The organism is Actinoplanes ianthinogenes, from assembly GCF_018324205.1.
GTDB lineage: Bacteria > Actinomycetota > Actinomycetes > Mycobacteriales > Micromonosporaceae > Actinoplanes > Actinoplanes ianthinogenes.
Genome location: NZ_AP023356.1, coordinates 2857183 through 2883274 on the forward strand (window position 1 = coordinate 2857183; position 26092 = coordinate 2883274).

Annotated in this window: 22 protein-coding genes, 3 rRNA genes and 1 pseudogene; 9 read left to right on the forward strand and 17 right to left on the reverse strand. The window is 68.7% G+C overall.

Annotated features, from left to right (window positions below):
* The first annotated feature begins 75 nt into the window (after positions 1 to 75).
* Genes Aiant_RS12915 through Aiant_RS12925 form a run of 3 tightly spaced genes read left to right on the forward strand, consistent with a single transcriptional unit; the run spans position 76 to position 1906 of the window.
* Positions 76 to 567, forward strand: coding sequence for a DUF1990 domain-containing protein (locus Aiant_RS12915; RefSeq protein WP_306415865.1), 492 nt, complete (start codon positions 76 to 78; stop codon positions 565 to 567).
* Positions 564 to 1340: an MBL fold metallo-hydrolase gene (locus tag Aiant_RS12920; protein WP_189336566.1), complete on the forward strand. Its 777-nt coding sequence runs from the start codon at positions 564 to 566 to the stop codon at positions 1338 to 1340. Before Aiant_RS12915 ends, Aiant_RS12920 begins: the two co-directional genes overlap by 4 nt.
* Positions 1337 to 1906, forward strand: coding sequence for a DedA family protein (locus tag Aiant_RS12925; protein WP_189336567.1), 570 nt, complete (start codon positions 1337 to 1339; stop codon positions 1904 to 1906). Before Aiant_RS12920 ends, Aiant_RS12925 begins: the two co-directional genes overlap by 4 nt.
* Here the strand turns inward: Aiant_RS12925 and Aiant_RS12930 are convergent.
* A complete protein-coding gene (locus Aiant_RS12930) occupies positions 1896 to 2762 on the reverse strand; it encodes a serine hydrolase (protein ID WP_342358072.1) in 867 nt (288 codons plus the stop codon). The two genes, Aiant_RS12925 and Aiant_RS12930, sit on opposite strands and share 11 nt — an antisense overlap.
* 174 nt (positions 2763 to 2936) lie before the next feature.
* Between Aiant_RS12930 and Aiant_RS12935 the strand changes: the two genes are divergently transcribed.
* Positions 2937 to 3908, forward strand: coding sequence for a hypothetical protein (locus tag Aiant_RS12935; RefSeq protein ID WP_189336568.1), 972 nt, complete (start codon positions 2937 to 2939; stop codon positions 3906 to 3908).
* A gap of 137 nt (positions 3909 to 4045) precedes the next feature.
* On the opposite strand, the gene Aiant_RS12940 is transcribed toward Aiant_RS12935, so the two are convergent.
* Together Aiant_RS12940 and Aiant_RS12945 are read right to left on the reverse strand one after the other, a co-directional pair.
* A complete protein-coding gene (locus tag Aiant_RS12940) occupies positions 4046 to 5086 on the reverse strand; it encodes a S1 family peptidase (RefSeq protein ID WP_189336569.1) in 1041 nt (346 codons plus the stop codon).
* Between the two features lie 183 nt (positions 5087 to 5269).
* Positions 5270 to 5794 carry a winged helix-turn-helix domain-containing protein gene (locus Aiant_RS12945; protein ID WP_189336570.1) on the reverse strand — a complete coding sequence of 175 codons (525 nt, stop codon included), beginning with the start codon at positions 5792 to 5794 and terminating at the stop codon, positions 5270 to 5272.
* 279 nt (positions 5795 to 6073) lie between these two features.
* Here Aiant_RS12945 and Aiant_RS12950 point away from each other — a divergent pair, with 279 nt between their 5' ends.
* Complete coding sequence (locus Aiant_RS12950; RefSeq protein ID WP_189336571.1) at positions 6074 to 6556, forward strand: NADPH-dependent FMN reductase; 483 nt, start codon at positions 6074 to 6076, stop codon at positions 6554 to 6556.
* Positions 6557 to 6622: 66 nt separating this feature from the next.
* Here Aiant_RS12950 and Aiant_RS12955 read toward each other — a convergent pair whose 3' ends face one another.
* The 9 genes and pseudogenes from Aiant_RS12955 to Aiant_RS12990 form a co-directional block, all read right to left on the reverse strand.
* Positions 6623 to 7939: a S8 family serine peptidase gene (locus Aiant_RS12955; protein WP_229831444.1), complete on the reverse strand. Its 1317-nt coding sequence runs from the start codon at positions 7937 to 7939 to the stop codon at positions 6623 to 6625.
* 207 nt (positions 7940 to 8146) lie between these two features.
* Positions 8147 to 8401, reverse strand: a pseudogene (locus Aiant_RS46855) (S8 family peptidase); the annotation flags it as partial.
* 354 nt (positions 8402 to 8755) lie between these two features.
* A 5S ribosomal RNA gene (rrf, locus tag Aiant_RS12960) occupies positions 8756 to 8872 on the reverse strand.
* A 100-nt stretch (positions 8873 to 8972) separates the two neighbouring features.
* A 23S ribosomal RNA gene (locus tag Aiant_RS12965) occupies positions 8973 to 12050 on the reverse strand.
* Between the two features lie 375 nt (positions 12051 to 12425).
* Positions 12426 to 13939: ribosomal RNA gene (locus tag Aiant_RS12970) — 16S ribosomal RNA — on the reverse strand.
* Together the 16S, 23S and 5S rRNA genes form the textbook arrangement of a ribosomal RNA operon.
* 462 nt (positions 13940 to 14401) lie before the next feature.
* Positions 14402 to 15025 (reverse strand): response regulator transcription factor, encoded by a 624-nt coding sequence (locus Aiant_RS12975; RefSeq protein WP_189334464.1) that lies wholly within the window; start codon positions 15023 to 15025, stop codon positions 14402 to 14404.
* The gene (locus Aiant_RS12980; protein ID WP_212847077.1) at positions 15022 to 16461 is read right to left on the reverse strand and encodes a histidine kinase; all 1440 of its coding nucleotides are present in this window, start codon (positions 16459 to 16461) and stop codon (positions 15022 to 15024) included. The genes Aiant_RS12975 and Aiant_RS12980 overlap by 4 nt, the downstream gene beginning before the upstream one ends.
* Positions 16462 to 16466: 5 nt before the next feature.
* On the reverse strand, positions 16467 to 16892 hold the full coding sequence (locus Aiant_RS12985) for an ABA4-like family protein (RefSeq protein WP_189334463.1): 426 nt from the start codon (positions 16890 to 16892) through the stop codon (positions 16467 to 16469).
* A 43-nt stretch (positions 16893 to 16935) separates the two neighbouring features.
* Positions 16936 to 17859 (reverse strand): hypothetical protein, encoded by a 924-nt coding sequence (locus tag Aiant_RS12990; RefSeq protein WP_189334462.1) that lies wholly within the window; start codon positions 17857 to 17859, stop codon positions 16936 to 16938.
* Positions 17860 to 17970: 111 nt separating this feature from the next.
* Here Aiant_RS12990 and Aiant_RS12995 point away from each other — a divergent pair, with 111 nt between their 5' ends.
* From Aiant_RS12995 to Aiant_RS13005, 3 genes are read left to right on the forward strand one after another with little or no spacing between them, the layout of a single operon-like run.
* The gene (locus tag Aiant_RS12995; RefSeq protein WP_229830974.1) at positions 17971 to 19368 is read left to right on the forward strand and encodes a hypothetical protein; all 1398 of its coding nucleotides are present in this window, start codon (positions 17971 to 17973) and stop codon (positions 19366 to 19368) included.
* A 23-nt stretch (positions 19369 to 19391) separates the two neighbouring features.
* Positions 19392 to 19946, forward strand: coding sequence for a nucleotidyltransferase family protein (locus Aiant_RS13000; protein WP_189334461.1), 555 nt, complete (start codon positions 19392 to 19394; stop codon positions 19944 to 19946).
* Positions 19939 to 20937, forward strand: coding sequence for an XdhC family protein (locus Aiant_RS13005; RefSeq protein ID WP_189334460.1), 999 nt, complete (start codon positions 19939 to 19941; stop codon positions 20935 to 20937). Before Aiant_RS13000 ends, Aiant_RS13005 begins: the two co-directional genes overlap by 8 nt.
* Here the strand turns inward: Aiant_RS13005 and Aiant_RS13010 are convergent.
* The 4 genes from Aiant_RS13010 to Aiant_RS13025 all read right to left on the reverse strand — a co-directional run bounded on the left by Aiant_RS13010 (position 20903) and on the right by Aiant_RS13025 (position 24619).
* Positions 20903 to 21565, reverse strand: a complete 663-nt coding sequence (locus Aiant_RS13010) for an HAD family hydrolase (RefSeq protein ID WP_229830972.1) — start codon at positions 21563 to 21565, stop codon at positions 20903 to 20905. The genes Aiant_RS13005 and Aiant_RS13010 overlap by 35 nt on opposite strands.
* Positions 21565 to 22449: a GlxA family transcriptional regulator gene (locus Aiant_RS13015; RefSeq protein ID WP_189334458.1), complete on the reverse strand. Its 885-nt coding sequence runs from the start codon at positions 22447 to 22449 to the stop codon at positions 21565 to 21567. The genes Aiant_RS13010 and Aiant_RS13015 overlap by 1 nt, the downstream gene beginning before the upstream one ends.
* A 7-nt stretch (positions 22450 to 22456) precedes the next feature.
* Positions 22457 to 23041: an isochorismatase family protein gene (locus tag Aiant_RS13020; RefSeq protein ID WP_189334457.1), complete on the reverse strand. Its 585-nt coding sequence runs from the start codon at positions 23039 to 23041 to the stop codon at positions 22457 to 22459.
* 69 nt (positions 23042 to 23110) lie between these two features.
* On the reverse strand, positions 23111 to 24619 hold the full coding sequence (locus tag Aiant_RS13025) for a DUF6194 family protein (RefSeq protein WP_189334456.1): 1509 nt from the start codon (positions 24617 to 24619) through the stop codon (positions 23111 to 23113).
* A gap of 61 nt (positions 24620 to 24680) precedes the next feature.
* Between Aiant_RS13025 and Aiant_RS13030 the strand changes: the two genes are divergently transcribed.
* The gene (locus Aiant_RS13030) at positions 24681 to 25391 is read left to right on the forward strand and encodes a TioE family transcriptional regulator (RefSeq protein ID WP_189334455.1); all 711 of its coding nucleotides are present in this window, start codon (positions 24681 to 24683) and stop codon (positions 25389 to 25391) included.
* Positions 25392 to 25441: 50 nt separating this feature from the next.
* Here the strand turns inward: Aiant_RS13030 and Aiant_RS13035 are convergent, their stop codons facing one another.
* Positions 25442 to 25855 (reverse strand): PRC-barrel domain-containing protein, encoded by a 414-nt coding sequence (locus Aiant_RS13035; RefSeq protein ID WP_189334454.1) that lies wholly within the window; start codon positions 25853 to 25855, stop codon positions 25442 to 25444.
* Positions 25856 to 26092: the final 237 nt, after the last annotated feature.

Sequence of the window (26092 nt, forward strand, 5' to 3'; positions counted from 1 at the left end):
TGCCGGAGCTACGTCACAGTGGCGACTCAGGAATCATTCAGCCCCGGGAAGGGCACACTTTCTCAGGTGACTCGCGTGACGTACCCCGAAATCGGCCGGACCCGCGGCGGACCGCTCCCGGACGGCTACCGCCATCTGCGCTATCGGACCCGGCTCGGCACCGGACCGCGGGTTTTCGCGGCCGCCGGCGAGGCGGTCCTGACCTTCCGGATGCACCGCGCCACCGGGGCGGGCGTCCGCGCCGACGCGTCGCGGGCCGAGCCCGGCACCCGGGTGACCATCGGGGCCGGACCGGTCACCGCCCCCTGCGAGGTGGTCTGGGTCGCCCAGGAGGAGCAAAAGATCGGATTCGGGTACGGAACGCTGCCCGGTCACCCGGCGCGCGGCGAGGAAGCGTTCGTGGTGGAGATCGACCGGCAGGACCGGGTGTGGTTCACCGTCACCGCGTTCAGCCGCCCGGCCGGCGCCCTGATGCGGCTCGCCGGTCCCGCTGCGGTGCTGGTGCAGCACCTCTACGCCCGTCGCTGCGGTCAAGTCCTGCGGCGGCTGGGTACCGTGACCAGGTGAGCACGACATCGGTCACCTGGTGGGGGCACAGCACGATCTGGCTCGCCGACTCGGGCGTCACCCTGCTCACCGATCCGGTCCTCACCGACCGGCTGGCGCACCTGCACCGGCTGGCCGGCCCGCCGCCCCGGCTGCCCGGCCCACCGGACGCGGTGCTCCTCTCCCACCTGCACGCCGACCACTTCCACGTGGCCTCGCTGAAAGCGGTCCCCGGTGAGCCGCTGCTGATCGTGCCGCGCGGCGCCGCCGCCTTCACCGCGAAGGCGCTGGGCCCGGCCGCGGCCGGGCGCTGCGTCGAGCTGGCGCCCGGTGAGGAGGTCGCGATCGGCGCGGTCCGGGTGCGTGCGGTGCCGGCCCGGCACGACGGCGGGCGCGGTCCGTGGTCCAAGGAGCGGGCCACCGCCGTCGGGTTCGTGGTCGAGGGCGCCGCCCGGACCTGGTATGCCGGGGACACCGGCCTGTTCGAGCAGATGTCCGAGCTGGGCCCGCTCGATCTGGCGTTGATCCCGGTCGGCGGCTGGGGACCCACCCTCGGCGCGCACGGTCACCTGGACGCCCGGGACGCCGCCGAGGCGCTGCACCGGGTGAAGGCGTCCTGGGCGGTGCCGGTGCACTACGGCACGCTCTGGCCGATCGGGATGGCCCGGTTCCGCCGGCACATGTTCGACGCGCCCGGCGCCCAGTTCGCCGAGCACGCGGCGCGCACCTCGCCGGACACCCGGGTCCGGGTGCTGGCGCACGGCGAGACCCTGGCCCTCGGACCGGCCGCGTGACCGCCACGCTGGGCACCCTGGCCTGGCTGTTCGCCGTGGTGTGCTTCGGGGCGATCATCCCGATCGTGCCGACCGGGGCGGCGGTCAGCGGAGCCACCGCGCTCGCCTTCCACGAGGGCCGGCCGGTGACCATGGTCTTCGTGGTGGCGGCCGGCGCGGCCGGCGCCTACGCCGGCGACCTGGTGATGTACGCGATGTGCCGGTTCGGCGGCGAGCAGCTCGCCCGCCGGCTGCGCTGGCTGCGCGACGAGGAGCACCTGGCCGCGGTGAAGGAGCGACTCAAGGCCAAGCAGGTGTCGGTGCTGCTGGTCTCCCGGCTGATCCCGGGCGGCCGGGTGCCGGTGCTGCTCGCGGCCGCCTTCGCCGGGATCACCTGGGAGACCTTCGTGGTGGCCAACCTGCCGGCCTGCGCGCTGTGGTCGGCGGTCTACGCCGCGATCGGCCTGGCCGGCGGCTCGCTCTTCCCCCAGCCCTGGCAGGGCGTGCTCGCCGCGGTCATCGTCATCCTGATCGTCAACCAGGCCTTGACCTGGTGGAACAAGCGCCGCCAGCCGACTAGTACTTGAGGTGGCTGCGGGTCAGCTTGACCGCCTTCTCGATCACGGCCTCGCCGGCCTCCTGGCTCTGGTGGCCGTGCGAGAGCACCGCGATCGACACGTCCACGTCGTCGCCGGTGATCCGGCCGACCGAGTTGACGATCCACAGGTCGCTGGTGCTCATCCGGGGCAGCCAGCCGTTCTTCACGGTGAACTCCTCGCCGGCCCGGGCCGCGGCCGGCACGCCCCACCGCTGCGCCGGGTTGACCGTGCTCATCAGGGTGTGCGCGTAGGCGCGCCCCCGCGCCTTGATCGGGCTGTCCGCCGCGACCAGCTGGGACAGCAGCTTCACCTGGTCGGTGACGGTGGTCTGGGTGAGGCCCCAGGCGCTGTTCACCACGGTGTGCCGGAGGCCGAGCCGCTTGTCGCAGGCCTGGATCGCGGACTGCTTGCCGAGCTCGGTGAACAGGGCGGTGGTGGCCGCGTTGTCACTGTTCCGGATCATGAGTTTCGCCTTGGCGTCCTCGTCCGCGGTGAGCTTGCGGCCGGCGTCCTGCGCGGTCAGCAGCAGGCAGGCGAGCACCTGCACCTTCACCACGCTGGCGGTGCGGAACTGCTGGTCGCCGCGGAACGCGTAGAGGTCGCCGGTCTTCTTGTCGAGCACCGCCACGGCGAAACCGGGGACGGTGCCGGCGTACTTCTTCAGCGCGGCGTCCAGTGCCTTCACCCTCTTGGCCCGCTCGATCTTGGCAAGCTCCTCGGGGCTGGGCCCGGTCGGTGACGCGGCGGCCGTGCTCCCGGCCAGGAACGTGGCCGCGGCGCCCTCGCTGCCGATCAGCCCCTTGCCCACCAGGGCCGCACCGCCCAGCACCACCACAGCAGCCACGATCACAATCCAGTTCGGGGTACGTCGCACCCCGCCATATTGCCGTGCCGGTGCCACCGATGGCTGTCCCGACTCCTGTGGATCGCCCAAGAATTTCCGTTTTTGTACGCTCGGCCGCAGCGCGACCACCTTGCGTCACCGAGCGGAGATGGACGGGAAGCGCAGAATGGGGGCATGGCGTCCCTGTTGTCCCGTGCCGTTCAGTTGTCCCGTGCCGCGCTGGCCGCTCCGGCCCTCGCCGCCGACCTCACCCGTGCCGCGATCGGCCAGGTGATCGAGACCGCGGGCGCGGTGGCGGCCGTGCCGGTCCGCGCCATGAGCCTGCTCGGGCAGACCGAGCTGCTGGTCAACCGGGCCGGCCTGGCGATCGCGCAGGCGGAGGACCTGATCACCCGGGTGACCGCGGTGACCACCGCCGCCGAGGCCGCGGTCACCGACGTGCGGACGATCAGCGCGTCCGCGACCACGGCGATCGGCGAGGTGCAGGCGATCAGTGCCACGGCCGAGGCGGCGATCGTCGAGGTGCAGGCGATCAGCACGGCGGCCGAGGCCGCGATCGCCGAGGTGCGGGCCATCGTCACGGCGGCGGGGCTGACCGTCGAGGAGGCGGGCGCCATCGCCACGGCCGCCGGTGACGTGATCCGGCGGGCGGCGGTGACCTCCGACGCGGCCGGCACCCTGGTGATCGAGGCGGGCTCGCTGACCACCGCCGCCGCCGAGGTGGTGGCCGAGGTGGGCGCGGTCAGCGGCACGGCGCGCGGTCTGGTCGGCGACGCCGCCGCGGTCGCGGCCCGGGCGTCGGCGGTGGTCGCCCGCGCCGACCAGGCGGCGGGGGTCGCCACCGATCTGCTCGACGATTACTCCCCGACCCTGCGCAAGGCGGCGCCGCTGGCCGCCCGGTTCGTCGACGAGCTGACGCCGGAGGAGGTGACCGCCGCGATCCGGATGGTCGACCAGCTGCCGATGCTCCGCGATCACCTGGTCAACGACGTGATGCCGCTGCTCAGCAAGCTGGACCAGGTCGGGCCGGACCTGCACAAGCTGCTCTCGGTGACCGAGGACCTGCACCTGGCCATCGCCGGTCTGCCGGGGCTGAAGCTGCTGCGCCGCCGGGGCGAGGAGCGCACCGGCGACGATCGGAGCTGATCCGGGCGGGGCGGACAGACGGGGGCCGCGGGCGTACCGGAAACGGGTTTGCGGCGGGGTCGCGATCCGCGACCCCGCCGCTGTCTCCTTGCACCGCGCCGGCGGTTTGGTCATGCTCCTGCCGGGCGGTGACGAACTCAGTAGACCGAGACGCCGTAAACGCTCAGCGGCTCGACGACCGGCTGGAAGTAGGTGACACCGCCGGAGGAGCAGTTGCCGCTGCCGCCCGAGGTCAGGCCGAGCGCCGTGGTGCCGGAGTACAGCGAGCCGCCGCTGTCACCGGGCTCGGCGCAGACGGTGGTCCGGATCAGGCCGGAGACCGAGCCCTCGGCGTAGTTGACCGTGCTGTTCAGGGCGGTGACCCGGCCGGAGTGGATGCCGGTGGTGGAGCCACGCCGATAGACCGTGGCGCCGACCGCGGGGGTGCCGGCCGACGTGATGTCCTGCGAGCCGACCGCGCCGCTCTTGGTGATCGACGTGTTCGTGTAGCGGACGATGCCGTAGTCGTTGCCCGGGAAGCTGGTGCCGGCCCGGGTGCCCAGCGTGCTGGAGCCGTTGGTCCAGGTGCTGCCGATGTTCGTGCAGTGGCCGGCGGTCAGGAAGTAGTACGTGCCGGCGCTGTTGCGCACGTTGAAGCCGAGCGAGCAGCGCGCGCCACCGGTGTAGATGGCGTCACCGCCGGAGATCCGCGTGCTGATCGTGCCGGGGATCGTCTCGATCCGGGCGCTGTCACCGAGCTTGGCGACGGTCGCCTTGACCGCGGCGAGCCTGGCGCCGGTGACGCTCTCGTCGACGCTGACCACGACCTGGTTGCTGACCGGATCGACGGCGAACGCGGTGCCGGGGGTCTTCAGGTTCACCTTGAGGGTGGCGTCGGCGGCGGCGAGGGTGGCGCCGCTGCGCGACACGTACCGCGGGGTGGCGCCGGCCTTGCTGACCTCGGCCGCGGTGGCCGCGTCGGTGACGTTGACCACCAGCTTGCCGGAGGCGTCCAGGTAGGACCCGGCGTCCCGGGTGCCGAGCTGGGTGTCCAGCTTGCCGGCCAGCGCGGACGGTGCGAAGGACGGGTCGGCCAGGGCCGGGGCAGCCGAGGCGGGTGAGGTGGCGACCAGGCCGCTGCCCACGAGGATGCCGACCGCCAGGCCGACGATCGGTCGGCGAAGCTTCGGGTTGAGCACGGTTTCCTCCCAGGGGGATTGGGTAGGTGGCATACCGGTCCGGCACGCCAGTGCTCGCAAGTATTTAAATTGATCAATGATTATTGCAAGGTTGGGTCAATCTGACACAATCTCGATCAAGTCGCCCCTGAGCTGCGGAAATTCGGTCCCATAGTGCGGGGGATATGACCACTTCGGGATGAATCAGCGCTCCCGCACGCTGATCGGCGCGTCGTCGGCGAGGCGGTAACCCAGGCCGTAGACCGTGGTGATCAGCTCGGGGTCGTCCAGCTTGGTGCGCAGGCGGCTGACGTGCACGTCCACTGTGCGGTTGGTGGTGTGCCGGTGGCCCCAGACGTGGGTGAGCAGCTGAGCGCGGCTGAAGACCTGGCGGGGGTGCTGGGCCAGGAAGAGGAGCAGGTCGTACTCCAACCGGCTCAGGTCGAGGCGCTGGCCGCCGCGCAGGGCGGTACGCGCCCGCGGGTCCAGCACGATCTCCCCGTCGGCGCCGGCCGGCGACACCGGCGCCTCCAGCTCGATGGCCGCGTCCGGGCCGGCGGCGTCGACCAGCTCGCGCAGCGCGGCCAGCACCCGGTCCCGCCCGGTCACCCCGCCCGCGATGCTGATCGTGACGGTCACCGGCGTCTCGTCCTCCGGCAGGTTCGGCACCGGGCGCAGGTCGGGGCGGACGTGGGTGGCACGCGGGTGGGCGATGGCGAGCGCGGACATGTGCTGCTCCTTCGACGACTCGTGCCACCGGATCCGGCGGCACCCAGCAAGGATATAATTCCTATCTGTTAGATAGGCATACCGCATAGTAGTCACCGACGCCACATCCCACAAACTCCATGTTCTTACTAGGATTTGGGATGGCTGTTGACGAGGCCCTTGCCGGGATCGATGGTGGTGAGGTTCTCAAGAGATGGACTTTGCTCGACGCTTCCGCGTGTGCTGTACCCGACATGTCTGGATAGGTCGCAAGATAATCGTGGAGAGGAGGCCAGACGGATGACTGGAATTGTGGTGGTGTCCGGTAACCCGCGCGCCGGGTCCCGCACCTCGACGCTGGCCATCGCGGTCGGGGAGGCGTTCGCGGATCGGCTCGGGTCGCCCGCACCCACCGTGATCGAGGTGGGTTCGCTGGGCACCGGGCTGCTGACCAAGGGCGACGAGGCGACCGCGGCCGCGGTGGAGGCCCTGATCGGGGCGAACCTGCTGGTGGTGGCGACGCCGACGTACAAGGGAAGCTACACCGGCGTGCTCAAGGTGCTGCTCGACCAGCTGCCCAACCAGGCACTGGCCGGAAAGCTCGTGGTGCCGGTGGTGACCGCCGGGATCGCCCCGCAGGCGGCGGCCGCCGAGGCGCTGCTGCGCCAGCTGCTGGTCGAGCTGGGCGCGATCGTGGCGCGCCCCGGGCTGCCGGTCGTCGAGGCCGACCTGTCCGAGTCGGCGGACATCGCGAAAAAGTATGCGGCCGCGCTCGACTGGTAGGCACCGCCCCGGCGCCAAGGCCGGGGCTCACCCAGTGATCCACTTCGTCCGGCCGCGACCGGGCCGCTAGCCCGCGACCGGGCCGATCACCAGGGTGTACTGCCTGGTCGCGGTGGTTCCCCAGGTGTCGGCGAACCGGACCGTGAAGACCGCCGTCTCCCCGTCGGCCGCCGACGGCACACCATTGATCAGGCCGGCCTCGTTCAGGCCCAGCCCGGCCGGCAACGCCCCGCCGACCAGACTCCAGACCCCGTCCCGGCCGTCCGCCGTCGTCAGCCGCCCCTGATAGTCCACCCCGGCCTGACCGGCCGGCAGCTCACCGTCGATCACCGGGGTGCCGGCCACCACCGGGATCACCACCGTCCGGGTGACCGCCTGCGGCACGTAGTCGGTGAACCGCACGGTCACCGAGTACTCCCCCGGCGCGGTCGGCGTGCCGGTGACGGCGCCGCTGTGCGACAACGACAAGCCAGGCGGCATGCTGCCCCCGGCCACCTGCCACGTCCCGGTCCGGCTCGACTTGAGGCGCAACCTGCTCGCGTACGCCACGCCGACGGTCCCCACCCCGGTCCGCGAGGTAGCGATCACCGGCTTGGCCGGCGGCGCCGGCACGAACAGCAGCCTGTTCGGCGAGCCGTGGCGATCGGTCACCTTCCCGGTGGTGGCGTCGGCCACCAGCGTGGCGCGAACCTGCGACGGGGTCAGCCCCGGACGGGCGTCCAGAATCAACGCGGCCGCCCCGGCCACGTGCGGCGACGCCATCGACGTGCCGCTGTAGACCGCGGTCGCCGTGTCACTGCCCGACACCGACGACTTGATGCCGACGCCCGGCGCGAACAGATCGACCACACTGCCGTAGTTGGAGAACGAGGCCCGCCGGTCCCGGCTGTCGGTGGCCCCCACGGTGATCGCCGCGGGCAGATCCGCCGGGCTGCCCAGGGACGCGTCCACGTCCTCGTTCCCCGCCGCCACCACATAGGTCACCCCGGAAGCGATCGACTGCTGCACCGCGAAGTCCAGCGACGGGCTGATCGATCCGCCCATGCTCATGTTCGCCACAGCCGGCTTCACCGCGTGCTCGGTAACCCAGTCCACCCCGTCGATCACGTCCGACAGGTCGCCCTCCCCGTAACAGTCCAAAACCCGAACCGCGACGAGCCGAACCTTCTTGGCCACCCCGTAATGCGCCCCACCGATGGTCCCGGCCACGTGAGTCCCATGCCCGTTGCAGTCGCTCGCGCTACTGTCCCCGTCCGCGAAGTCGTATCCGTAGCTCGCCCGCCCACCGAACTCGCTGTGCGCGATCCGAATCCCGGTGTCGATGACATAGGCGTGCACCGCCGACCCGTCGTCCGTAGGCGTGTACGACTTCGACCCCGTCACCGCCCGCTGGTCGATCCGATCCAGCCCCCAACCCGGACTCTTCTGCCCCCCAGCCACCCGCAAGCTAGGCCCCCGCCCAGCCGCAGCCCCAGCCTCCTGGTCCCGCCCAGCGGCAGTGCCCACCTGCTGGTCCTGGCTGGTGGCAGCGATCCGGATCCGCCGGTCCTGCTCCACCGAGCGCACCCCGGGCTCAGCCGCCAGCCGCCGCGCCTGGACCGCAGTCATCTCGGCCGCGAACCCCGGAATCCCCCGGAAGCTGTGCAACACCCTCCCCGTTCCGAGGCTGTGCATCCTCGCCCCGTCCACCCGGTTCTTCAAGGTGACGATGTACCGCCCAGGCAAAGCCCCAGGCGCACCCATCCCGATCACCGTTCCCATCGCCGACGCGGGGGACGGACCAACCAGAGCAGCCGAAGCCGCAACCGCCGAGGTGACCAAGGCACCGAGGGACCACTTACGCATGCCCGCGAAATCGGCCACCCCAACCCGCGCTTAAGCCCTCACCCACCCCGAACCAACCTGCCACCAACCCACCCACCACCCGCACCCGCCAGTTCGACGCCCAGCCCAAGCAGAAGCCCAGCCGGACCGCCCACCCCACCCGGCCACCCACCTGGCTGGTCCCGAAGCCGCGGCAGTCCCGGTGAGCAGGCAAGGTTCGGGCGGGGAGGGCCATGCGGAGGTATCAAGCCTGACGGCCTTCGCATGGCCCTCCCCGCCCGAACCGTCCACCTCGCGAACCGCCAGCACCCCCGAATTCCGGGCATAAAAAAGGAACGCCCACCCTCGAAAGGGTGGGCGTTCCATTCACGTTGAGTCCGGCGGCGTCCTACTCTCCCACACCCTCCCGAGTGCAGTACCATCGGCGCTGGAGGGCTTAGCTACCGGGTTCGGAATGTAACCGGGCGTTTCCCCTCCGCTATGACCACCGAAACAGCCATCAGCAGAACCAACCAGCAACCCGAACCACATGGTCGGGGTGGTTGTTCGTTTGCTGTGAATCACACAGTGGACGCTAAGCATAAAATTTAGGGTGGTTAAGCCCTCGGCCTATTAGTACCGGTCAACTCAACACGTTACCGTGCTTACATCTCCGGCCTATCAACCCAATAGTCTCTTGGGGGCCTTACCCACTCAAAGGTGGTGGGATACCTCATCTCGAAGCGAGCTTCCCGCTTAGATGCTTTCAGCGGTTATCCCTTCCGAACGTAGCCAACCAGCCGTGCCCTTGGCAGAACAACTGGCACACCAGAGGTTCGTCCGTCCCGGTCCTCTCGTACTAGGGACAGCCCTTCTCAAGTATCCAACGCGCACGGCGGATAGGGACCGAACTGTCTCACGACGTTCTAAACCCAGCTCGCGTACCGCTTTAATGGGCGAACAGCCCAACCCTTGGGACCTGCTACAGCCCCAGGATGCGACGAGCCGACATCGAGGTGCCAAACCATCCCGTCGATATGGACTCTTGGGGAAGATCAGCCTGTTATCCCCGGGGTACCTTTTATCCGTTGAGCGACACCGCTTCCACACGCAAGTGCCGGATCACTAGTCCCGACTTTCGTCCCTGCTCGACCCGTCAGTCTCACAGTCAAGCTCCCTTGTGCACTTACACTCAACACCTGATTGCCAACCAGGCTGAGGGAACCTTTGGGCGCCTCCGTTACCCTTTAGGAGGCAACCGCCCCAGTTAAACTACCCACCAGACACTGTCCCTCGACCCGATCAGGGCCGCAAGTTAGATACCCAAACCCAACAGAGTGGTATTTCAACAACGACTCCACCCGAACTGGCGTCCGAGCTTCACAGTCTCCCACCTATCCTACACAATCGAATTCAGATACCAATGTCAAGCTATAGTAAAGGTCCCGGGGTCTTTCCGTCCTGCCGCGCGTAACGAGCATCTTTACTCGTACTGCAATTTCGCCGGGCCTGTGGTTGAGACAGTGGGGAAGTCGTTACGCCATTCGTGCAGGTCGGAACTTACCCGACAAGGAATTTCGCTACCTTAGGATGGTTATAGTTACCACCGCCGTTTACTGGCGCTTAAGTTCTCCGCTTCGCCCCGAAGAGCTAACAGGTCCCCTTAACGTTCCAGCACCGGGCAGGCGTCAGTCCATATACATCGTCTTACGACTTGGCATGGACCTGTGTTTTTAGTAAACAGTCGCTTCCCCCTGCTCTCTGCGGCCATACCACGCTCCACCCGCAAAGGGGCTTCACGCGTCCGGCCCCCCTTCTCCCTAAGTTACGGGGGCAATTTGCCGAGTTCCTTAACCACAGTTCACCCGTCGCCTCGGTATTCTCTACCTGACCACCTGTGTCGGTTTAGGGTACGGGCCGCTCGAAACATCGCTAGAGGCTTTTCTCGGCAGCATAGGATCAATGACTTCACCAGAACGGCTCGGCATCACGTCTCAACCTATATGTGTCACGGATTTGCCTATGACACGGCCTACACGCTTACCCCGGCACAACCACCGGCCGGGATCATCTACCTTCCTGCGTCACCCCATCACTAAACTACTACCCAACAAGGTCCCAGTCTCCATGCCTTAGGTCCGAAGACCGCCGGCACTTCAAGTGGTTAGTATATTGAGGTTCGTCTTGGGCGTTTCTTTGCGGGTACGGGAATATCAACCCGTTATCCATCGACTACGCCTCTCGGCCTCGCCTTAGGCCCCGACTCACCCAGGGCGGATTAGCCTGGCCCTGGAACCCTTGGTCATCCGGCGGAAGGGGTTCTCACCCTTCATTCGCTACTCATGCCTGCATTCTCACTCGTACAGCGTCCACGACTGGATCACTCCGCCGCTTCACCCGCTGCACGACGCTCCCCTACCCATCCACACACAAAGTGTGAATGCCACAGCTTCGGCGGTGTGCTTGAGCCCCGCTACATTGTCGGCGCGGAACCACTTGACCAGTGAGCTATTACGCACTCTTTAAAGGGTGGCTGCTTCTAAGCCAACCTCCTGGTTGTCCATGCGATCCCACATCCTTTTCCACTTAGCACACGCTTAGGGGCCTTAGCTGGCGATCTGGGCTGTTTCCCTCTCGACTACGAAGCTTATCCCCCGCAGTCTCACTGCCGCGCTCTCACTTACCGGCATTCGGAGTTTGGCTGATTTCAGTAAGCTTGTGGGCCCCCTAGACCATCCAGTGCTCTACCTCCGGCAAGAAACACACGACGCTGCACCTAAATGCATTTCGGGGAGAACCAGCTATCACGGAGTTTGATTGGCCTTTCACCCCTAACCACAGGTCATCCCCCAACTTTTCAACGTTGGTGGGTTCGGTCCTCCACGCAGTCTTACCCACGCTTCAACCTGCCCATGGCTAGATCACCCCGCTTCGGGTCTAGAACATGCGACTAAAAACGCCCTATTCAGACTCGCTTTCGCTACGGCTACCCCACACGGGTTAACCTCGCCACATGCCACTAACTCGCAGGCTCATTCTTCAAAAGGCACGCCGTCACCCCTAAAGGCTCCGACGGATTGTAGGCGAACGGTTTCAGGTACTATTTCACTCCCCTCCCGGGGTACTTTTCACCATTCCCTCACGGTACTAGTCCGCTATCGGTCACCAGGAAGTATTCAGCCTTACCAGGTGGTCCTGGCAAATTCACAGCAGATTCTAGGAGTCCGCTGCTACTCGGGAACACTGCAAAGAGGCTTGGAATTTTCGTCTACCGGGCTCTCACCGTCTACGGCTGGCTTTCCCACACCATTCGACTAACACCAAACTTTGTAACTCTTCACCATGATGTCAGTCATGATAAGCAGGTCCCACGACCCCTCATATGCAACGCCTGACAGCTATCACACATACAAGGTTTAGGCTAGATCCGCTTTCGCTCGCCACTACTCACGGAATCACGGTTGTTTTCTCTTCCTACGGGTACTGAGATGTTTCACTTCCCCGCGTTCCCCTCACACACCCTATGAATTCAGGTGCGGATGACACGACATGACTCGTGCCAGGTTTCCCCATTCGGACACCCTGGGATCACAGCTAGGTTGACAGCTCCCCCAGGCCTATCGCGGCCTCCCACGTCCTTCATCGGCTCCTGGTGCCAAGGCATCCACCGTTCGCCCTTGACAACTTAACCACAGAAAACAAGATGCTCGCGTCCACTGTGCAATTCTCAACCAACGACCAACCCACAACCCGATCAGCAGCTCACCAGACACCATCCACAGATGATCGGTATGGGCTGCCAGGTCATGCCTGGCATTGAAAACAACCCCGAGTCGAAGCTCGGTCACCGGCCTCAGCCGGCATGGTTGTTCTTTCAGATACCCAACAGGGTGCTTATCGCTCTTGCCAGCCGCACCAGCCTGTTTTCCACGCTCGCGAGGAGCTGTACTCACTGAGGCCGGCCGTTGCCGGTTCAAACTAGCCAGTGTCTCCGCCTATGAGCACCCCGGTTCGACGTTTGCGAACCGCGGGCCACTGTCCGTTTTCACGGATAGTTGCTCCTTAGAAAGGAGGTGATCCAGCCGCACCTTCCGGTACGGCTACCTTGTTACGACTTCGTCCCAATCGCCAGCCCCACCTTCGACGGCTCCCTCCCTTGCAGGTTAGGCCACCGGCTTCGGGTGTTGCCGACTTTCGTGACGTGACGGGCGGTGTGTACAAGGCCCGGGAACGTATTCACCGCAGCGTTGCTGATCTGCGATTACTAGCGACTCCGACTTCACGGGGTCGAGTTGCAGACCCCGATCCGAACTGAGACCGGCTTTTTGGGATTCGCTCCACCTTACGGTATCGCAGCCCTTTGTACCGGCCATTGTAGCATGCGTGAAGCCCTGGACATAAGGGGCATGATGACTTGACGTCATCCCCACCTTCCTCCGAGTTGACCCCGGCAGTCTCCCATGAGTCCCCAACCGAATGCTGGCAACATGGGACGAGGGTTGCGCTCGTTGCGGGACTTAACCCAACATCTCACGACACGAGCTGACGACAGCCATGCACCACCTGTGAACGGCCCCGAAGGACCCTGTATCTCTACAGGATTTCCGTACATGTCAAACCCAGGTAAGGTTCTTCGCGTTGCATCGAATTAATCCGCATGCTCCGCCGCTTGTGCGGGCCCCCGTCAATTCCTTTGAGTTTTAGCCTTGCGGCCGTACTCCCCAGGCGGGGCGCTTAATGCGTTAGCTGCGGCGCAGAGAACCGGAGAGGTCCCCCACACCTAGCGCCCAACGTTTACAGCGTGGACTACCAGGGTATCTAATCCTGTTCGCTCCCCACGCTTTCGCTCCTCAGCGTCAGTATCGGCCCAGAGACCCGCCTTCGCCACCGGTGTTCCTCCTGATATCTGCGCATTTCACCGCTACACCAGGAATTCCAGTCTCCCCTACCGAACTCTAGCCTGCCCGTATCGAATGCAAGCCCGAAGTTGAGCCTCGGGTTTTCACATTCGACGCGACAAGCCGCCTACGAGCTCTTTACGCCCAATAAATCCGGACAACGCTCGCGCCCTACGTCTTACCGCGGCTGCTGGCACGTAGTTGGCCGGCGCTTCTTCTGCAGGTACCGTCACTTACGCTTCGTCCCTGCTGAAAGAGGTTTACAACCCGAAGGCCTTCATCCCTCACGCGGCGTCGCTGCATCAGGCTTCCGCCCATTGTGCAATATTCCCCACTGCTGCCTCCCGTAGGAGTCTGGGCCGTGTCTCAGTCCCAGTGTGGCCGGTCGCCCTCTCAGGCCGGCTACCCGTCGTCGCCTTGGTAGGCCATTACCCCACCAACAAGCTGATAGGCCGCGAGTCCATCCCAAACCGAAAAACTTTCCACACCCGGCCATGCGACCAGGAGTCATATCCGGTATTAGCCCCCGTTTCCGAGGGTTATCCCAAAGTCTGGGGCAGGTTACTCACGTGTTACTCACCCGTTCGCCGCTCGAGTACCCCGAAGGGCCTTTCCGCTCGACTTGCATGTGTTAAGCACGCCGCCAGCGTTCGTCCTGAGCCAGGATCAAACTCTCCAACAAAATCTGTCAGAAAACATGAATCCCGGCAACAAAAATGTTGCCAAAGGAATCTCCCGCTGACCACCGAAGCGATCAGCCGGGGTATTGCCATAATTGGCACTGGCTTTCAAGCACCCTGTTGAGTTCTCAAAGAACAACCGCACACCATCCAGAAAACCGCATTTCGCGGCCCGCCGTCCGGGGCACTCGCTCTACTTTACCCGCCATTCCCAGAACGTCAAATCCGCGTTTCGCAACCCGAATTCAACCGACACCGAGAAAACCGCACGACCGTAGACCATGCGATCTTGATGGGTTGTTCCGTCAGGACGGCCGCGCCGGGCCCTGTGAAGGTCCCGCTCGCTCGCCCGTCTCCCTGGCGGCTCGGAAAACATTACCCGCCCGCCACCGCAACACCAAATCCGGGGTGGGGCGACGGCCGTCACATCCACCGACCGGGGGACGGCCCGCACCGGAAACGGATCAGCGGCGAGCGGCCAGGGCCAGGCGTACCCGATTGTGGCTGTTGGTCTTGGTCATCAACGCGGTGATGTGGGTCTTCACCGTGGTGATCCCGATGTGCAACCGCTCGGCGATCTCGGTGTTGGTGAGACCCTCCGCCACCAGATCCAGCACCTCCTGCTCCCGGCCCGTGAGGCCGGAGATCCGGGGCGCCGGCTCCGAGCGGGCGTCCACCGCGCGGCGCACCAGTCGCCGCAGCACATCCTGGCTGAACGGGCTCTCCCCCGCCGCGGCCTGCCGGATCCCGTGGAGCAGCTCGCTCGGGGGTGCGTCCTTGAGGAGGAAGCCGCACGCTCCGGCCTGCAATGCCGGATACAGGTGGTCATCGTCGCCGAACGTGGTCAGGACCACGACCCGGGTGGACGGTCGCTCCGCCATGATCCGGCTGGTCGCGGTGATGCCGTCGACTCCCGGCATCCGCAGGTCCATCACCACGACGTCGGGCACCAACTGGGCGGCGAGGGTCACCGCGGCACGCCCGTCGCCGGCCTCCCCGACCACCTCCATACCGTCCTCGGCGTCGAGGAGCATGCGCAAGCCGGCACGGATCAGTTGCTGATCATCGACCAACAGGACCCGGATCAATCGTTCTCCTCAGGGTGACGCGGCCCGGTTCCAGCCGAAGGCTGACGCGGCCCGGTTCCAGCCGAAGGCTGACGCGGCCCGGTTCCAGCCGAAGGCTGACGCGGCCCGGCCGTGAAGGACGCCGAAGGCCCCAGCGAGGCGGACAGCGGTTGCCCGACGGGCCCGGCAGCCGGTGAGGCGGGAAACGGCACAGGTTCGGCGGGAAGGGTCCCGGGCAGCACCGTAGCCACCCGCCACCCCCGCCCGGACGGCCCGGCACTGAGCGACCCGCCGAGCACCTCGACCCGCTCCCGCATCCCGGTCAGCCCATGCCCCCCACCCGGAACCCGCCCGGTGCCGGCGGAAGCCGGGGAGGAGGACAGACCGGATGACGAGAGATCGGGGACGAGAGAGGACGACGCGGAGGCGGGAGGTGACGCGCCCGAGCCCCCGTCGTCACTCACGGACCAATGCAGGTCAGGACCGTCCATCACCACGCGGAGCGAGGCCCGGGCCGACGGCCCGGCATGCTTCGCCACATTCGTCAGCCCTTCCTGGGTCAACCGCAGCAGGGCCAGCCCGCGCACCGCGTCCAGCTCCACCACCCGCGGATCGATCTCCGCCTCGACGATCACCCCGGCCCGCCGGGCCGTCTCCACCGCCCCGTCCAGCGCCGCCGGCAACGCCGACGGATCAATGGCGGTCAGCGACGCGTCCCCCCGAGCCGAATCCGGATCCCGCAGCACCTCCACCAGCCGCCGCAGATCGGCGAGCGCCGCGGTCCCGGTGCGGTGCACGTCGTCGAAGACCTCCGCCGTCCGCGGATCCAGATCCGGCAGCACGTGCCGCGCCACCCCGACGCGCAGCACCATCGACGCCACGTGATGCGCCACCACGTCGTGCAGCTCCCGGGCGATCGCGCCGCGTTCGCCGGCCCGGGCCGCCCGGTGCTCGGACTCCCGCCGCCGTTGCTCCTCGACCGCTCGTTGCTCGGCCTGCACCCCCAGCTCCCGGGTGGTCCGGACGACCAGGCCGAGCAGCACCGGCAGGCCCAGGCTGATCGTCAGGCCGACGAGGGACCGGAGGATCGGCATGGTGGACCGCGCGTCGCAGATCAGATAGACCGCGGCCACCAGGGCGACCCCGGCGACCAGGTGACGTCTCCGGGGCGCCCACAGGGCCAGCTCGCCGATCGCCCAGGCGGTGCCGACCTGGTTGATCGTCGAGTCGTCCAGGGTGATCATCGCGATCCCGAGCAGGACGGTCTGGACCAGCAGGTTGATCGGCTGGCGGCGGTGCAGCAGCAGGGCCGAGGCGAAGGCGAGCACGGCCAGCACCCATTGGAGCGCGGTCGGCGGATGCTCGGTGTGGTTGACGACGAGAAGGTAGGCCAGTCCGGCGCCGTCGAGCAGCACGCTGCGCGTGAGGGTGTCCCGCGCATCGAGGAACTTGGCCATGGCGTTCAGCCTAGATCCTGCCGCCACCGGGGACGGACCGCCAGATAGCCGGCGAGCCCGAGCGGTCCGAGCAGGATCGTCAGCACCAGGATCGGCGCGAGCACCAGGTGCGGCACGCCGCGGTCGCGGGCGTCCAGCCAGATCCACCGGCCGGCGAACAGGTCGAAGGCGATCATGTGGGCCCAGCCGGCGGTCGCGCCGTCCGCGCTGCCGAGCAGGTCGCTCACCCCGCCCAGGGTGGGGTTCACGACGGCCGGCAGCACGTCGTCGAGGTTGCTGAGGACCACCACCGCGTAGATCAGCACCACCGGGAGCACGATCAGCGGGGAGGCGATGATCCGCCGGGTCCAGGACCAGCCCGGCGCCACGATCATCAGCGCCCAGAACGGCGCGGCCAGCAGGAACGTCAGGTTGAACAGGAAGGCAGGCACGCGGCGTCTCCTCCGGGGTGCCCTTGCTTCGTCGCGGTGTCGATCACGCCGTCACCATCTCCGGCTTGCGGCCGCGGGACAAGACCAGGCCGATGCCGGTCGCGGTGGCCGCGGCCAGGGCCGCGAACGCGAGGAGGGTGATCCCGTCCGGTCGCAGCAGCGGCACCGCGCGCATCGCCTGCCAGGTCAGGATCAAGACCAGACTCGCGTACGCCGATCCGGTCACCAGCACCAGCCGAGCCCGGGTCTGCGCGTCGAGCCGGTCCCCCGCCCAGCGGGTCAGCGCGTACGCCAGGAACGGCAGCACCTGCAACGCGTGGAGCCCGACGAAGTGCCCGATCCGCAGGTCCCCGCCGGTGGTGCTCCACCCGGTCAGCGGCATCCCCGGCCCGCCGTCCGGCACGCCGACGCTGTGCGCCCCGGTGATCCCCTCGACCCCGGTCTGCTGGGTGGTCATCGGGAACGCGACCAGCATGCCGATGAGCGAGATGAACAGGCCGAGCCGGATCGCGTACGCGGAAGCCTTGTCCTTGATCCGTTGCCGCAGCGCGCCGATCCCGATCACCAGGTGCGCGAGGAAGAGGACCATGATCGATGCGCCCATGATCGACCAGAGCGTCGCGTTGAGTGGCGTGGTCTGGTTGTAGTGGCTGGTGGTGCCGCGGATGACCTGCACCGTGATGATCGCCAGCTCGATCACCGAGACGCCGACGACGACGGTCCCGGCCCACTCGGCGATCCGGCTGCGCCTCGGCAGCAGGGACAGCAGCCAAGCCAGGGTCCAGCCGTAGAGGGCGAACGAGACGGCGAACTTGAACGGCTTGAGCCAGATCGGCACCCCGGTCAGGATCCGGGCGTCGGCGAACAGTCCGATGCCGGCGATCACGGCCAGTACGGCTGACGCCCAGGTGAGCGCCAGCAGCGGCCGGTGCCAGCGGGGCGGCGTGGAGACTTCGATGGTCGTCATAGCGGTAGATTCGCGCCGCGCGGGCCCGGAATCGCCCGTCCGCGAGCCGCACTTCCGGCCGCTCGTCCGAGGTCGTCTCCTCCTCTGGTAGGAGGGAGTGATACTGGCCCGGTGCACCCCGCAGCCTTCGGCCTGACCGACTTCCCGACCGACCACACCGGACGACGTAGCAGCACGTCATGGGGGCGGGCGGTGGTCGCCGACGCGCTGCGGCCGATCGACCCGGCGGCCGCCGCGGCCGCCGAGCGCGAGCCCGACTGGCGGCGCGGCTACCTGCGGCATTTCCGGGCGCTGGTGGAGGCCGGGCTGAGCGCCGACGGCACCGCCGGCTACGCGATCGCCGAGGCCGGGCTGGCCTCGGTGCAGGCCCGGATGCGCTACGTGACGCGGGACGGCGACGAGTTCAGCCTGGCCCAGGTGCTGATGGCGGAGCCGCCCCATCCGTACGCCACGGTGGAGATGGCCGGCTCGGCGGCGCCGGACCGGGACCTGTCCGACCTGGTGGGCCGGCTGGACGCGTGGGTGGCGGCCGGCGTCGTGGAGCAGTCGTGCGCGGACGCGGTCCGCGAGGTGGCCGGCAACCCGGACTGGCTGGACCTCGGTGACCTGAAGTTCGCGCTGCTCGGGGCGGGTGCCGAGATGGGTCCGCTGAGGGCGCTGCTCGGCTGGGGCGCCACGGTGCTGGCGATCGACCTGCCGCTGGACGAGCTGTGGGAGCGGATCGGCGCGGTGGTGGCCGGGTCGGCGGGCCGGTTGCTGGCGCCGTCGGCCGACGAGGGTGCGGCGCCGGGCGCGGACCTGCGGGCCGCCCTGCCCGCGATCGCGCAGTGGCTGCTCGGCTTCGACGGGCAGCTGGTGCTCGGGAACTACGGGTACGCGCCGGGCACCGCGTACCCGATCCTGGCGGCCGCGGTCGACGCCCTGTCGGTGCACATCCGGCAGCAGCGGCCGGACACCGCCCTGACCGTGCTGGCCACCCCGACCGACGTCTACGCGGTCCCGGCCGCGGCCGTCCGCCAGGCGACCGAGCGGTACGCGGCGCGCAGCCGCCGGGCCCGGCTGACCACCCCGCTCTCCGGCGGACGGCTGCTGCTGCCCAACTATCCGGTGCCGGCCGAGCCGGGGATCAACGACAGCCTGGTCCCGCAGCAGGGGCCGAACTACGCCCTGGCGAAACGGATCCACCGCTGGCGGGCGACGGTGGCGCGGCGGGACGGGCTGGTCAGCTTCGCGGTGGCGCCGCCGACCCGGACCCGGTCGGTGCTGCGCAACCGGGTGCTCAAGGCGGCGTACGCCGGCGCGCACCTGTTCGACGTCGAGGTGTTCGAGCCGGCCACGGCGAGCAAGCTGATGGCCGTGTTGATGATTCACCAGCTGCGGAAGCCACGCGCGGCGGATCCGGCGGCGTGGCGGGACGAGACGGTCGCGGCAGCGCACGGTGGCCTGTGGCGGGCCGCCTACCACCCACGGACGGCGCTGCCGCTGGCCGCGGTGCGCGGGCTTCTGTAACAGACCGTGGTTAGGCTCGGACGATGATCACGGCCGGTCTGGTGCTCGCCGCCGGGGCGGGACGGCGTTACGGGATGCCCAAGGCGCTGGTTCCGTACGGGAAGCAGATGTTGGTCGAACGCGCGGTCGAGACCCTCGGGCGGGCCGGCTGTGAGCGGATCCTCGTGGTTCTCGGCGCTCGCGCCGAGGAGGTCGTCCGGAAAGCGGACCTGCCGCAGGTCGTGGTCAACCCGGATTGGGCGAGCGGCATGGGGTCGTCGCTGCGGGCCGGGCTGGCCGCGCTGAGCGGGGAGGACGCGGTCGTGGTGCTGCTGGTCGACATGCCCGGGGTGACGGCCGAGGCGGTGCGCCGGGTGACCGCGCACGCGGCGCCGGACGCGCTGGTCATGGGTGGTTATCAGGGGCGGCGGGGGCACCCGGTGCTGCTCGGGCGCGAGCATTGGCAGGGTGCGGCGGCGGTCGCGACGGGAGATCGGGGCGCGCGGGATTACCTGCGCGCGCACGAGGTACTGGTGGTCGAGGTCGGCGACATCGCCGACGACACCGACCTGGACCACCCGGGAGACCTCGATGCGTGACGTGCTCGCCGACCTGCTGCGCTGGTGGTCCGCGGGAGAGCCGGCCGGGCTGGCGATCGTGACCCGGACCTGGGCGAGCGCGCCGCGGCAGGTGGGCGCGGCGATGGCGGTCGGGCCCGACGGGGTGGCGGTCGGCAGCGTGTCGGGCGGGTGCGTGGAGGCGGCCGTCTACGACCTGTGCCTGGAGGTCGCCGAGACCGGATTGTCGCAAGTGGCGAGTTTCGGGGTGACCGACGATCTGGCGATGGGCGTCGGGCTGCCCTGCGGTGGCACCGTCGAGCTGTCCATCGGGCGCGTGGACAGGCGGACGTTTCCCGACCTACCGCGTCTGGCCGACGCGGTGGAACGGGGCGAGCGCATCGCGCTCAGTATCGGCGAGGGCTACGTCGTGGGCGACACCGGCGAGATCGTTTTCCGGCCGCCACCGAGAATGCTGGTCTTCGGCGCCACCGACCACGCCGCGGCGGTCGCCCGGATCGGCGGCTTCCTCGGTTACCGGGTGACGGTCTGTGACGCCCGCCCGGTCTTCGCCACCGCCCGCCGCTTCCCCGGCGCGGACGAGGTGGTGGTCGACTGGCCGCACCGCTATCTGGCCGCCGAGGCGGAGGCCGGCCGCCTCGACGACCGGACCGTGCTCTGCGTGCTCACCCACGACCCGAAGTTCGACGTGCCGACGCTGGAGCTGGCGTTGCGCCTGGACGTCGGGTACGTCGGGGCGATGGGCTCCCGGCGCACCCACGAGGAGCGTCTGGATCGGCTGCGCGAGGCCGGCCTGACCGGGCGGGAGCTGGCCCGGCTCTGCTCGCCGATCGGCCTGGACCTGGGCGCGCGCAGCCCGGAGGAGACGGCGGTGAGCATCGCCGCGGAGATCGTCGCGCTCCGCCACGGCGGCTCCGGGGACCGGTTGTCGGACACCACCGGGCCGGTGCACAAGAAGCTCGGCGAGGCCACGTCACCTACAAGTGATCGGCCAGCTCCCGCAGTGAGCTGATGCGGTGCGGTTCGTCCATCGGTCCGGCGCCCCACCGGTCCAGGTGAACCGCCCGCAGCCCGGCCGCCCGCGCGGCCAGCACGTCCAGATCGTGCCGGTCCCCCACACTGAGCACCTCCCCGGGCCTCAGTCCCCAGCGGGCGACCGCCCCGCTGAACGCGCCCGGATCGGGCTTGGCCGTCCCCAGATCGTCGGGAGTCCACACGGGCCCGAGATCGGCCAGGCCCATCCGGGCGAGTTTCGCTTTCTGCTGTGCCGCGGAACCGTTGGTGAGCACCGCGATCCGCAGGCCGGCGCGGTCCACGGCGGCCAGGGCGTCGGCCGCGTCGTCGTAGGACCGATAGGCGTTCTGGTACTCCGTGAGATAGCCGCGGAAAATGTCGTCGAGGGTGGCCTGGTCGTACGAAAATCCGAAATCGCGCAGGCGGCGCCGGCGCTGTTCCGCGAAGTCGATCTCGCGCCGCCGCCAGGCGGCCAGATGCTTCTCGGCGACCGTGTGCCAGTGCTCGACGGTCTCCGGGTCCGCGGTCATGCCGACCGTCGGCAGCCAGGCGGTCAGCGCCGTGTGCACCGAGGTGTCGTGGTCACCGAGCGTGCCGTCCAGATCGAAGAGAACCCCGCGCAGCATCACACCGTCCTTGATCGCAGCCTGCGCAGCATTCTCGCGTCCCCGAAACCGACGGCGCGGGCGGCGGCCTCGATCGTGGCCCCGTGGCCGATCAGGTACTCCGCCCGCTCGAGGCGCAGCAGCTGCTGGTAGCGCAGCGGGGTGCGGCCGGTGGCGGCGGTGAACAGCCTGGTCAGCGTGCGTTCGCTGACGCCGGCGCCGGTGGCGAGCTCGGTCAGGCGCAGCGGCTCGGCGAACGCCGCGTCGATCCGGTCCTGCACCCGGTGCACCACGTCGCTGAGGTGCCCGCGGTGCCGCAGCATCGCGCTGGCCTGCTGCTCGTGGCCGTTGCGCCGGGCGTAGACGACCATCTCGCGGGCCACCCCGGCGGCGACCGCCGGGCCGTGCCGCTGCGCCACCAGGTGCAGCGCCAGGTCGATGCCGCTGGCGATGCCGGCCGACGTGACCACCCGGTCGTCGGCGACGTAGAGCACGTCCCGGACCAGGATCGAACGCGGATAGGCGCGGGCCAGGTCGTCCTGGAGGTCGTGATGGGTGGTGCAGCGGCGGCCGTCGAGCAGGCCGGCCCGGCCGAGCGCGTCGGCGCCGGCGCAGACGCTGGCCACGGTGCCGCCTGCGGCGTGATGGCCGCGCAGTCTGTCGAGCGTCTCGGGACGGAAGAAGCCGTAGCCGTCGCGCCACCCCGGGACGATCACCAGATCGTCCGGGGTGAGCGCGGGCCAGTCCAGGTCGGCTTGCAGGGTGACGCCCTGCCAGGTCGCGACCGTCGCCGACTCGGCGACGTAGCGCAGCGTGTAACCGGGCGCGGTGGAGAAGACCTGGGCCGGGCCGGCCAGATCGAGCAGGTGGATCTGCGGGGTGAGCACGAAGACCACCAGGCTCACGATCCGGTCACCCCTTCTCGACGTCGGCCACCGTCCGGATCGTGGCGAAGCGGCCGGCCAGCGCGTACTCGGTGCGGGTCACCACGTCCGCGGCGGACAGCGTACGCGGGTCGGCGAGCAGCTCCGCGACGCTCTGCTCCTCGGGGGCGTCGCGGTGCGGGATCGGGAAGGTGGCGGTCGCGTCGGTGACGAAGGTGACGTCGTAGCCGAGGTCGGAGGCGACCCGGGCGGTGGTCTCCACGCACTGCTCGGTGCGCAGGCCGCAGACGGTGACCCCGCGGACGCCCGCGACCGTGAGGCGATGGTGCAGATCGGTGGTGGTGAAGGCGTTGTGCACGGTCTTGGTCAGGATCGGCTCGCCGGCGGCCGGGACGAGCTCGTCGAACAGCCGGACGAAGCCGTTGGCCGGGTCGAAGGTGCCGCCGCTGCCCGGTTCCGAGTGCAGCACCCAGATGACGATCTTCCCGGTGACGCGGGCGTGGTCCACCAGACGCTGGACGTCGGCGGCGATGTCCGGGTTGTCGACGGTTTCCCAGAGCGGCCGCGCCCGGAACGATTCCTGCACGTCGATGACGATCAGAGCTTCGGTCATGCCTTCATCGAACGCCGTCCCGGCCGGTGCGGGCCAGGCATCATCCAGCCCGCTCCCGGAACGATCCGGTCACCGCTTGCGGCGGGCGGCCGAGCGAGCGCGGGCGTGGTCGAGCAGCGGTTCCACCGCGTCGGGGTCCGGGTTCAGCATCGATCCCCAGCCCTGGGCGGCGTAGACCGGGTGCGGGAACCACTGTCCGGCGGCGGTGAAGTCGATGGCCGGCTCGTGGGTGGGGAACTGCTCCGGGCCGTACCCGAAAAGGGTGGTGAATCGCTCGCGGCCCAGCTCGACATTGAGCCGGAAGACGCCAGGGCGGTCCAGGCCGGAGCGCTCGTCGAAACCCGGGACGTTCTGCACGACGATCGTGGCGAACGGGCGCATCCGGTCCTCGCCGGCGAAAAAGAAACGGTCGCCCCAGCTGAGCTCGGGAGCACCGGTGCCGGGGCCGGCGATCAATTGCGTCACGCCGGGCAGACGCAGGATCCGCTCGGCCAGCGCGTCGACCTGACTCGGCGCCGATTGCGGCAGGTGCAGAATCGCGTCGCAGTGGGCGACGGTCTCCGCATCCAGCGGGAAATAGCCCTGCTCCGGGGTGACGTCGGCGCGAACCCGCGGCTCGTCGCCGAGCACCTTGCGGTCGGTGACAACGGTCGGCGCCGCGGAGGCCGCGGTCAACCGGCCCTCGAAGGTCGCGGCTGCCGGCTCGGTCAGTCCGAGCGCCGGGCTCTCGCCGAGACTGCCGATGACCACCGCGTAGTGCTCGCCCAGCAGGGTGCTCACGATGGATCCGGCGCTGGACCATTCCAGATCCATGCCCGCCAATGTCCATCGGCTCGGGTGCCGTTGCAGGTGCCGGTTGTGCCCGAAGACGAGGGTCGGGCCGAGGGCGGCGATGTCCAGCAGGTTCTCGGCCATCAGGGCGTCGCGGACGCCGAGCATCCGGGAGGTGCGCACGGCGGCGGGGGCCGGGTCGGCGGCGACCGCGTGGTAGCGGAGCAGGGCCAGGGCGGTGCGGCAGTGCAGGCGGGCGCGGTGCCAGGCGCGCGTCTCCCCGGGCCGCCGGGGCGCGGCGGCGTGCAGGCGGACCAGACCGTCGTCGGCGCGTATCCGCAGGTCAGCGGCGGTCTGGGTGCGGCCGATCGAGTGTGCGGCGTCCAGCTGGGCGGCGGGGTCGCTCCACCGAGGGTCGTCGGCCAGGATGTCCGGGTCGCCGAGGAACGCCAGCGCCTGCTGGAGGTGGGGCACCGGGCTGGCGGCGTGCATCATCTCCAGCGGGGCGTCGAAACCGTGGAAGGCGAGCGGCTCGGCCGCGGTGGCGTTGTAGTCACGCATCCACTCGGCCAGCTCGCGGTCCGCCGCGGAGTGTCCGGACTCGATCGGCGGGCCACCGGCGATGTAGTCGTCCACCGCGAGCGCGGCGACACGATCGGACTCGACGGCGATCGCCCGGAATCCGAGTGCCACCAGTTCCTGGAAGATCTCGTTGCGCAGCCGGGCGAAAGCCGGCTCGCCGTGGGTGGGCTCGCCGACGGCCAGCAGTCGCGGCGCGCCACGCGAGGTCAGAAGGTCACGAAGCATGACCTCTACCGTATCGTTGAGTCACCCTGTGAAGGTTTTCTCGGATATCCGCTGGAGAGGTATGCCGAAGTCTCAACGCACGACGTATCGTCCGGTGGATCTCGCGCGGCGGCACGGGCTGTCGGCGCAGGCGATCCGGAACTATGAGCGGGACGGGGTGATCCCGCCGGCGCAGCGGACCCCGACCGGGTATCGCGCCTACGGCGAGGACCACATGGCCGGGGTGAGCGCGTTTCTCGCGCTCGCCGCGGCGTACGGGCACGGGCCGGCCGGCGTGATCATGAGGGCGGTGCTGGCGGGTGACCTGGACACCGCCTTCGCGACCATTGACGCCGGTCACGAGCGACTCGCCCGGGACCGGGCGACGCTGAGCGCGGTCGCGGCGGCCGCGGACGTCCTCACCGGGGTCGCCGCCGGCCGGGCGGCGCGCTCACTTCCGGTCGGTGCGGTCGCTCATCGGCTCGGCGTCACCCCGGCCACGCTGCGCAAATGGGAACAGGCCGGGATTCTGGTCCCGGCTCGCGACCGCGCGACGCACCAGCGGCTGTACACGCCCGACGACGTCCGGGACGCTGAGCTGGCGCATCTGCTGCGCCGCGGGGGCTACGGGCTTCCGCACATCGCGACCGTTCTCGATCAGGTGCGGGACGCCGGTGGGCCGGAGGCGCTGGCCGCCTCGCTGAGTGACTGGGGTGCGCGCCTGACCGCACGGGGGCGGGCGATGCTCACCGCCGCGGCTCGCCTCTCGGCATTCATGTCCCTGGAGAAATAGTGCCGCCCCGCCCGCGGGGGTTCGGGCGAGGCGGCGGGCATCATCCGCGATCAGCGCGGGTAATCCCGATAGTTGCTGGTGTAGTAATCGCCGACCTGCTCCCGGTACGAAGCCGTGTCAAAGGTCTCCTTGTCGTATTCCGGAGATGCCTTGATCTGGTCCTTCGTCCGGTCCACATAGACCTTGCGGTCATTGTGGTCGACGTTCTGCACCGTGCCGGCCGGCAGCAGCACCTTGCGGCCGAAAATCCACGGCCCGGTGTCCACCACCAGATAAGCGCTACCGACGTCGTAGCTGGCCTGGTCGATCGAACCGATGTGCCCATCGATCGCTTCGACCTTGTAGCCGACCAGGTCCACGCCGATGCGTCCGGCGTCGTCGATCGCGCCGGGGTCGGCCGGCTCATTGCCGGAAAGACCCGCCGGATCCCGCCATGACCACGGAGTGAACGGCGTAGGTTGCATCACGGCCTCCTCGAAATAGACGAATGTGCCGCTGCTCTATGGCTACCCGCTCTGCCCCGCTCCAATCACGACTGGCACGAATGCTGATTCAGCAGCGATTTTCCGCGCCCCATTCAAAGATCAAGATCAGGATGACTCGGATCCGCGCTGATCACTGATCGCCGCTCCCGCCAGGGACCCTTGCGGGCTTCGCAGGCCGCTGGCGCGGCCAGAACGCGAAGCCCTCCAGGGCGACGT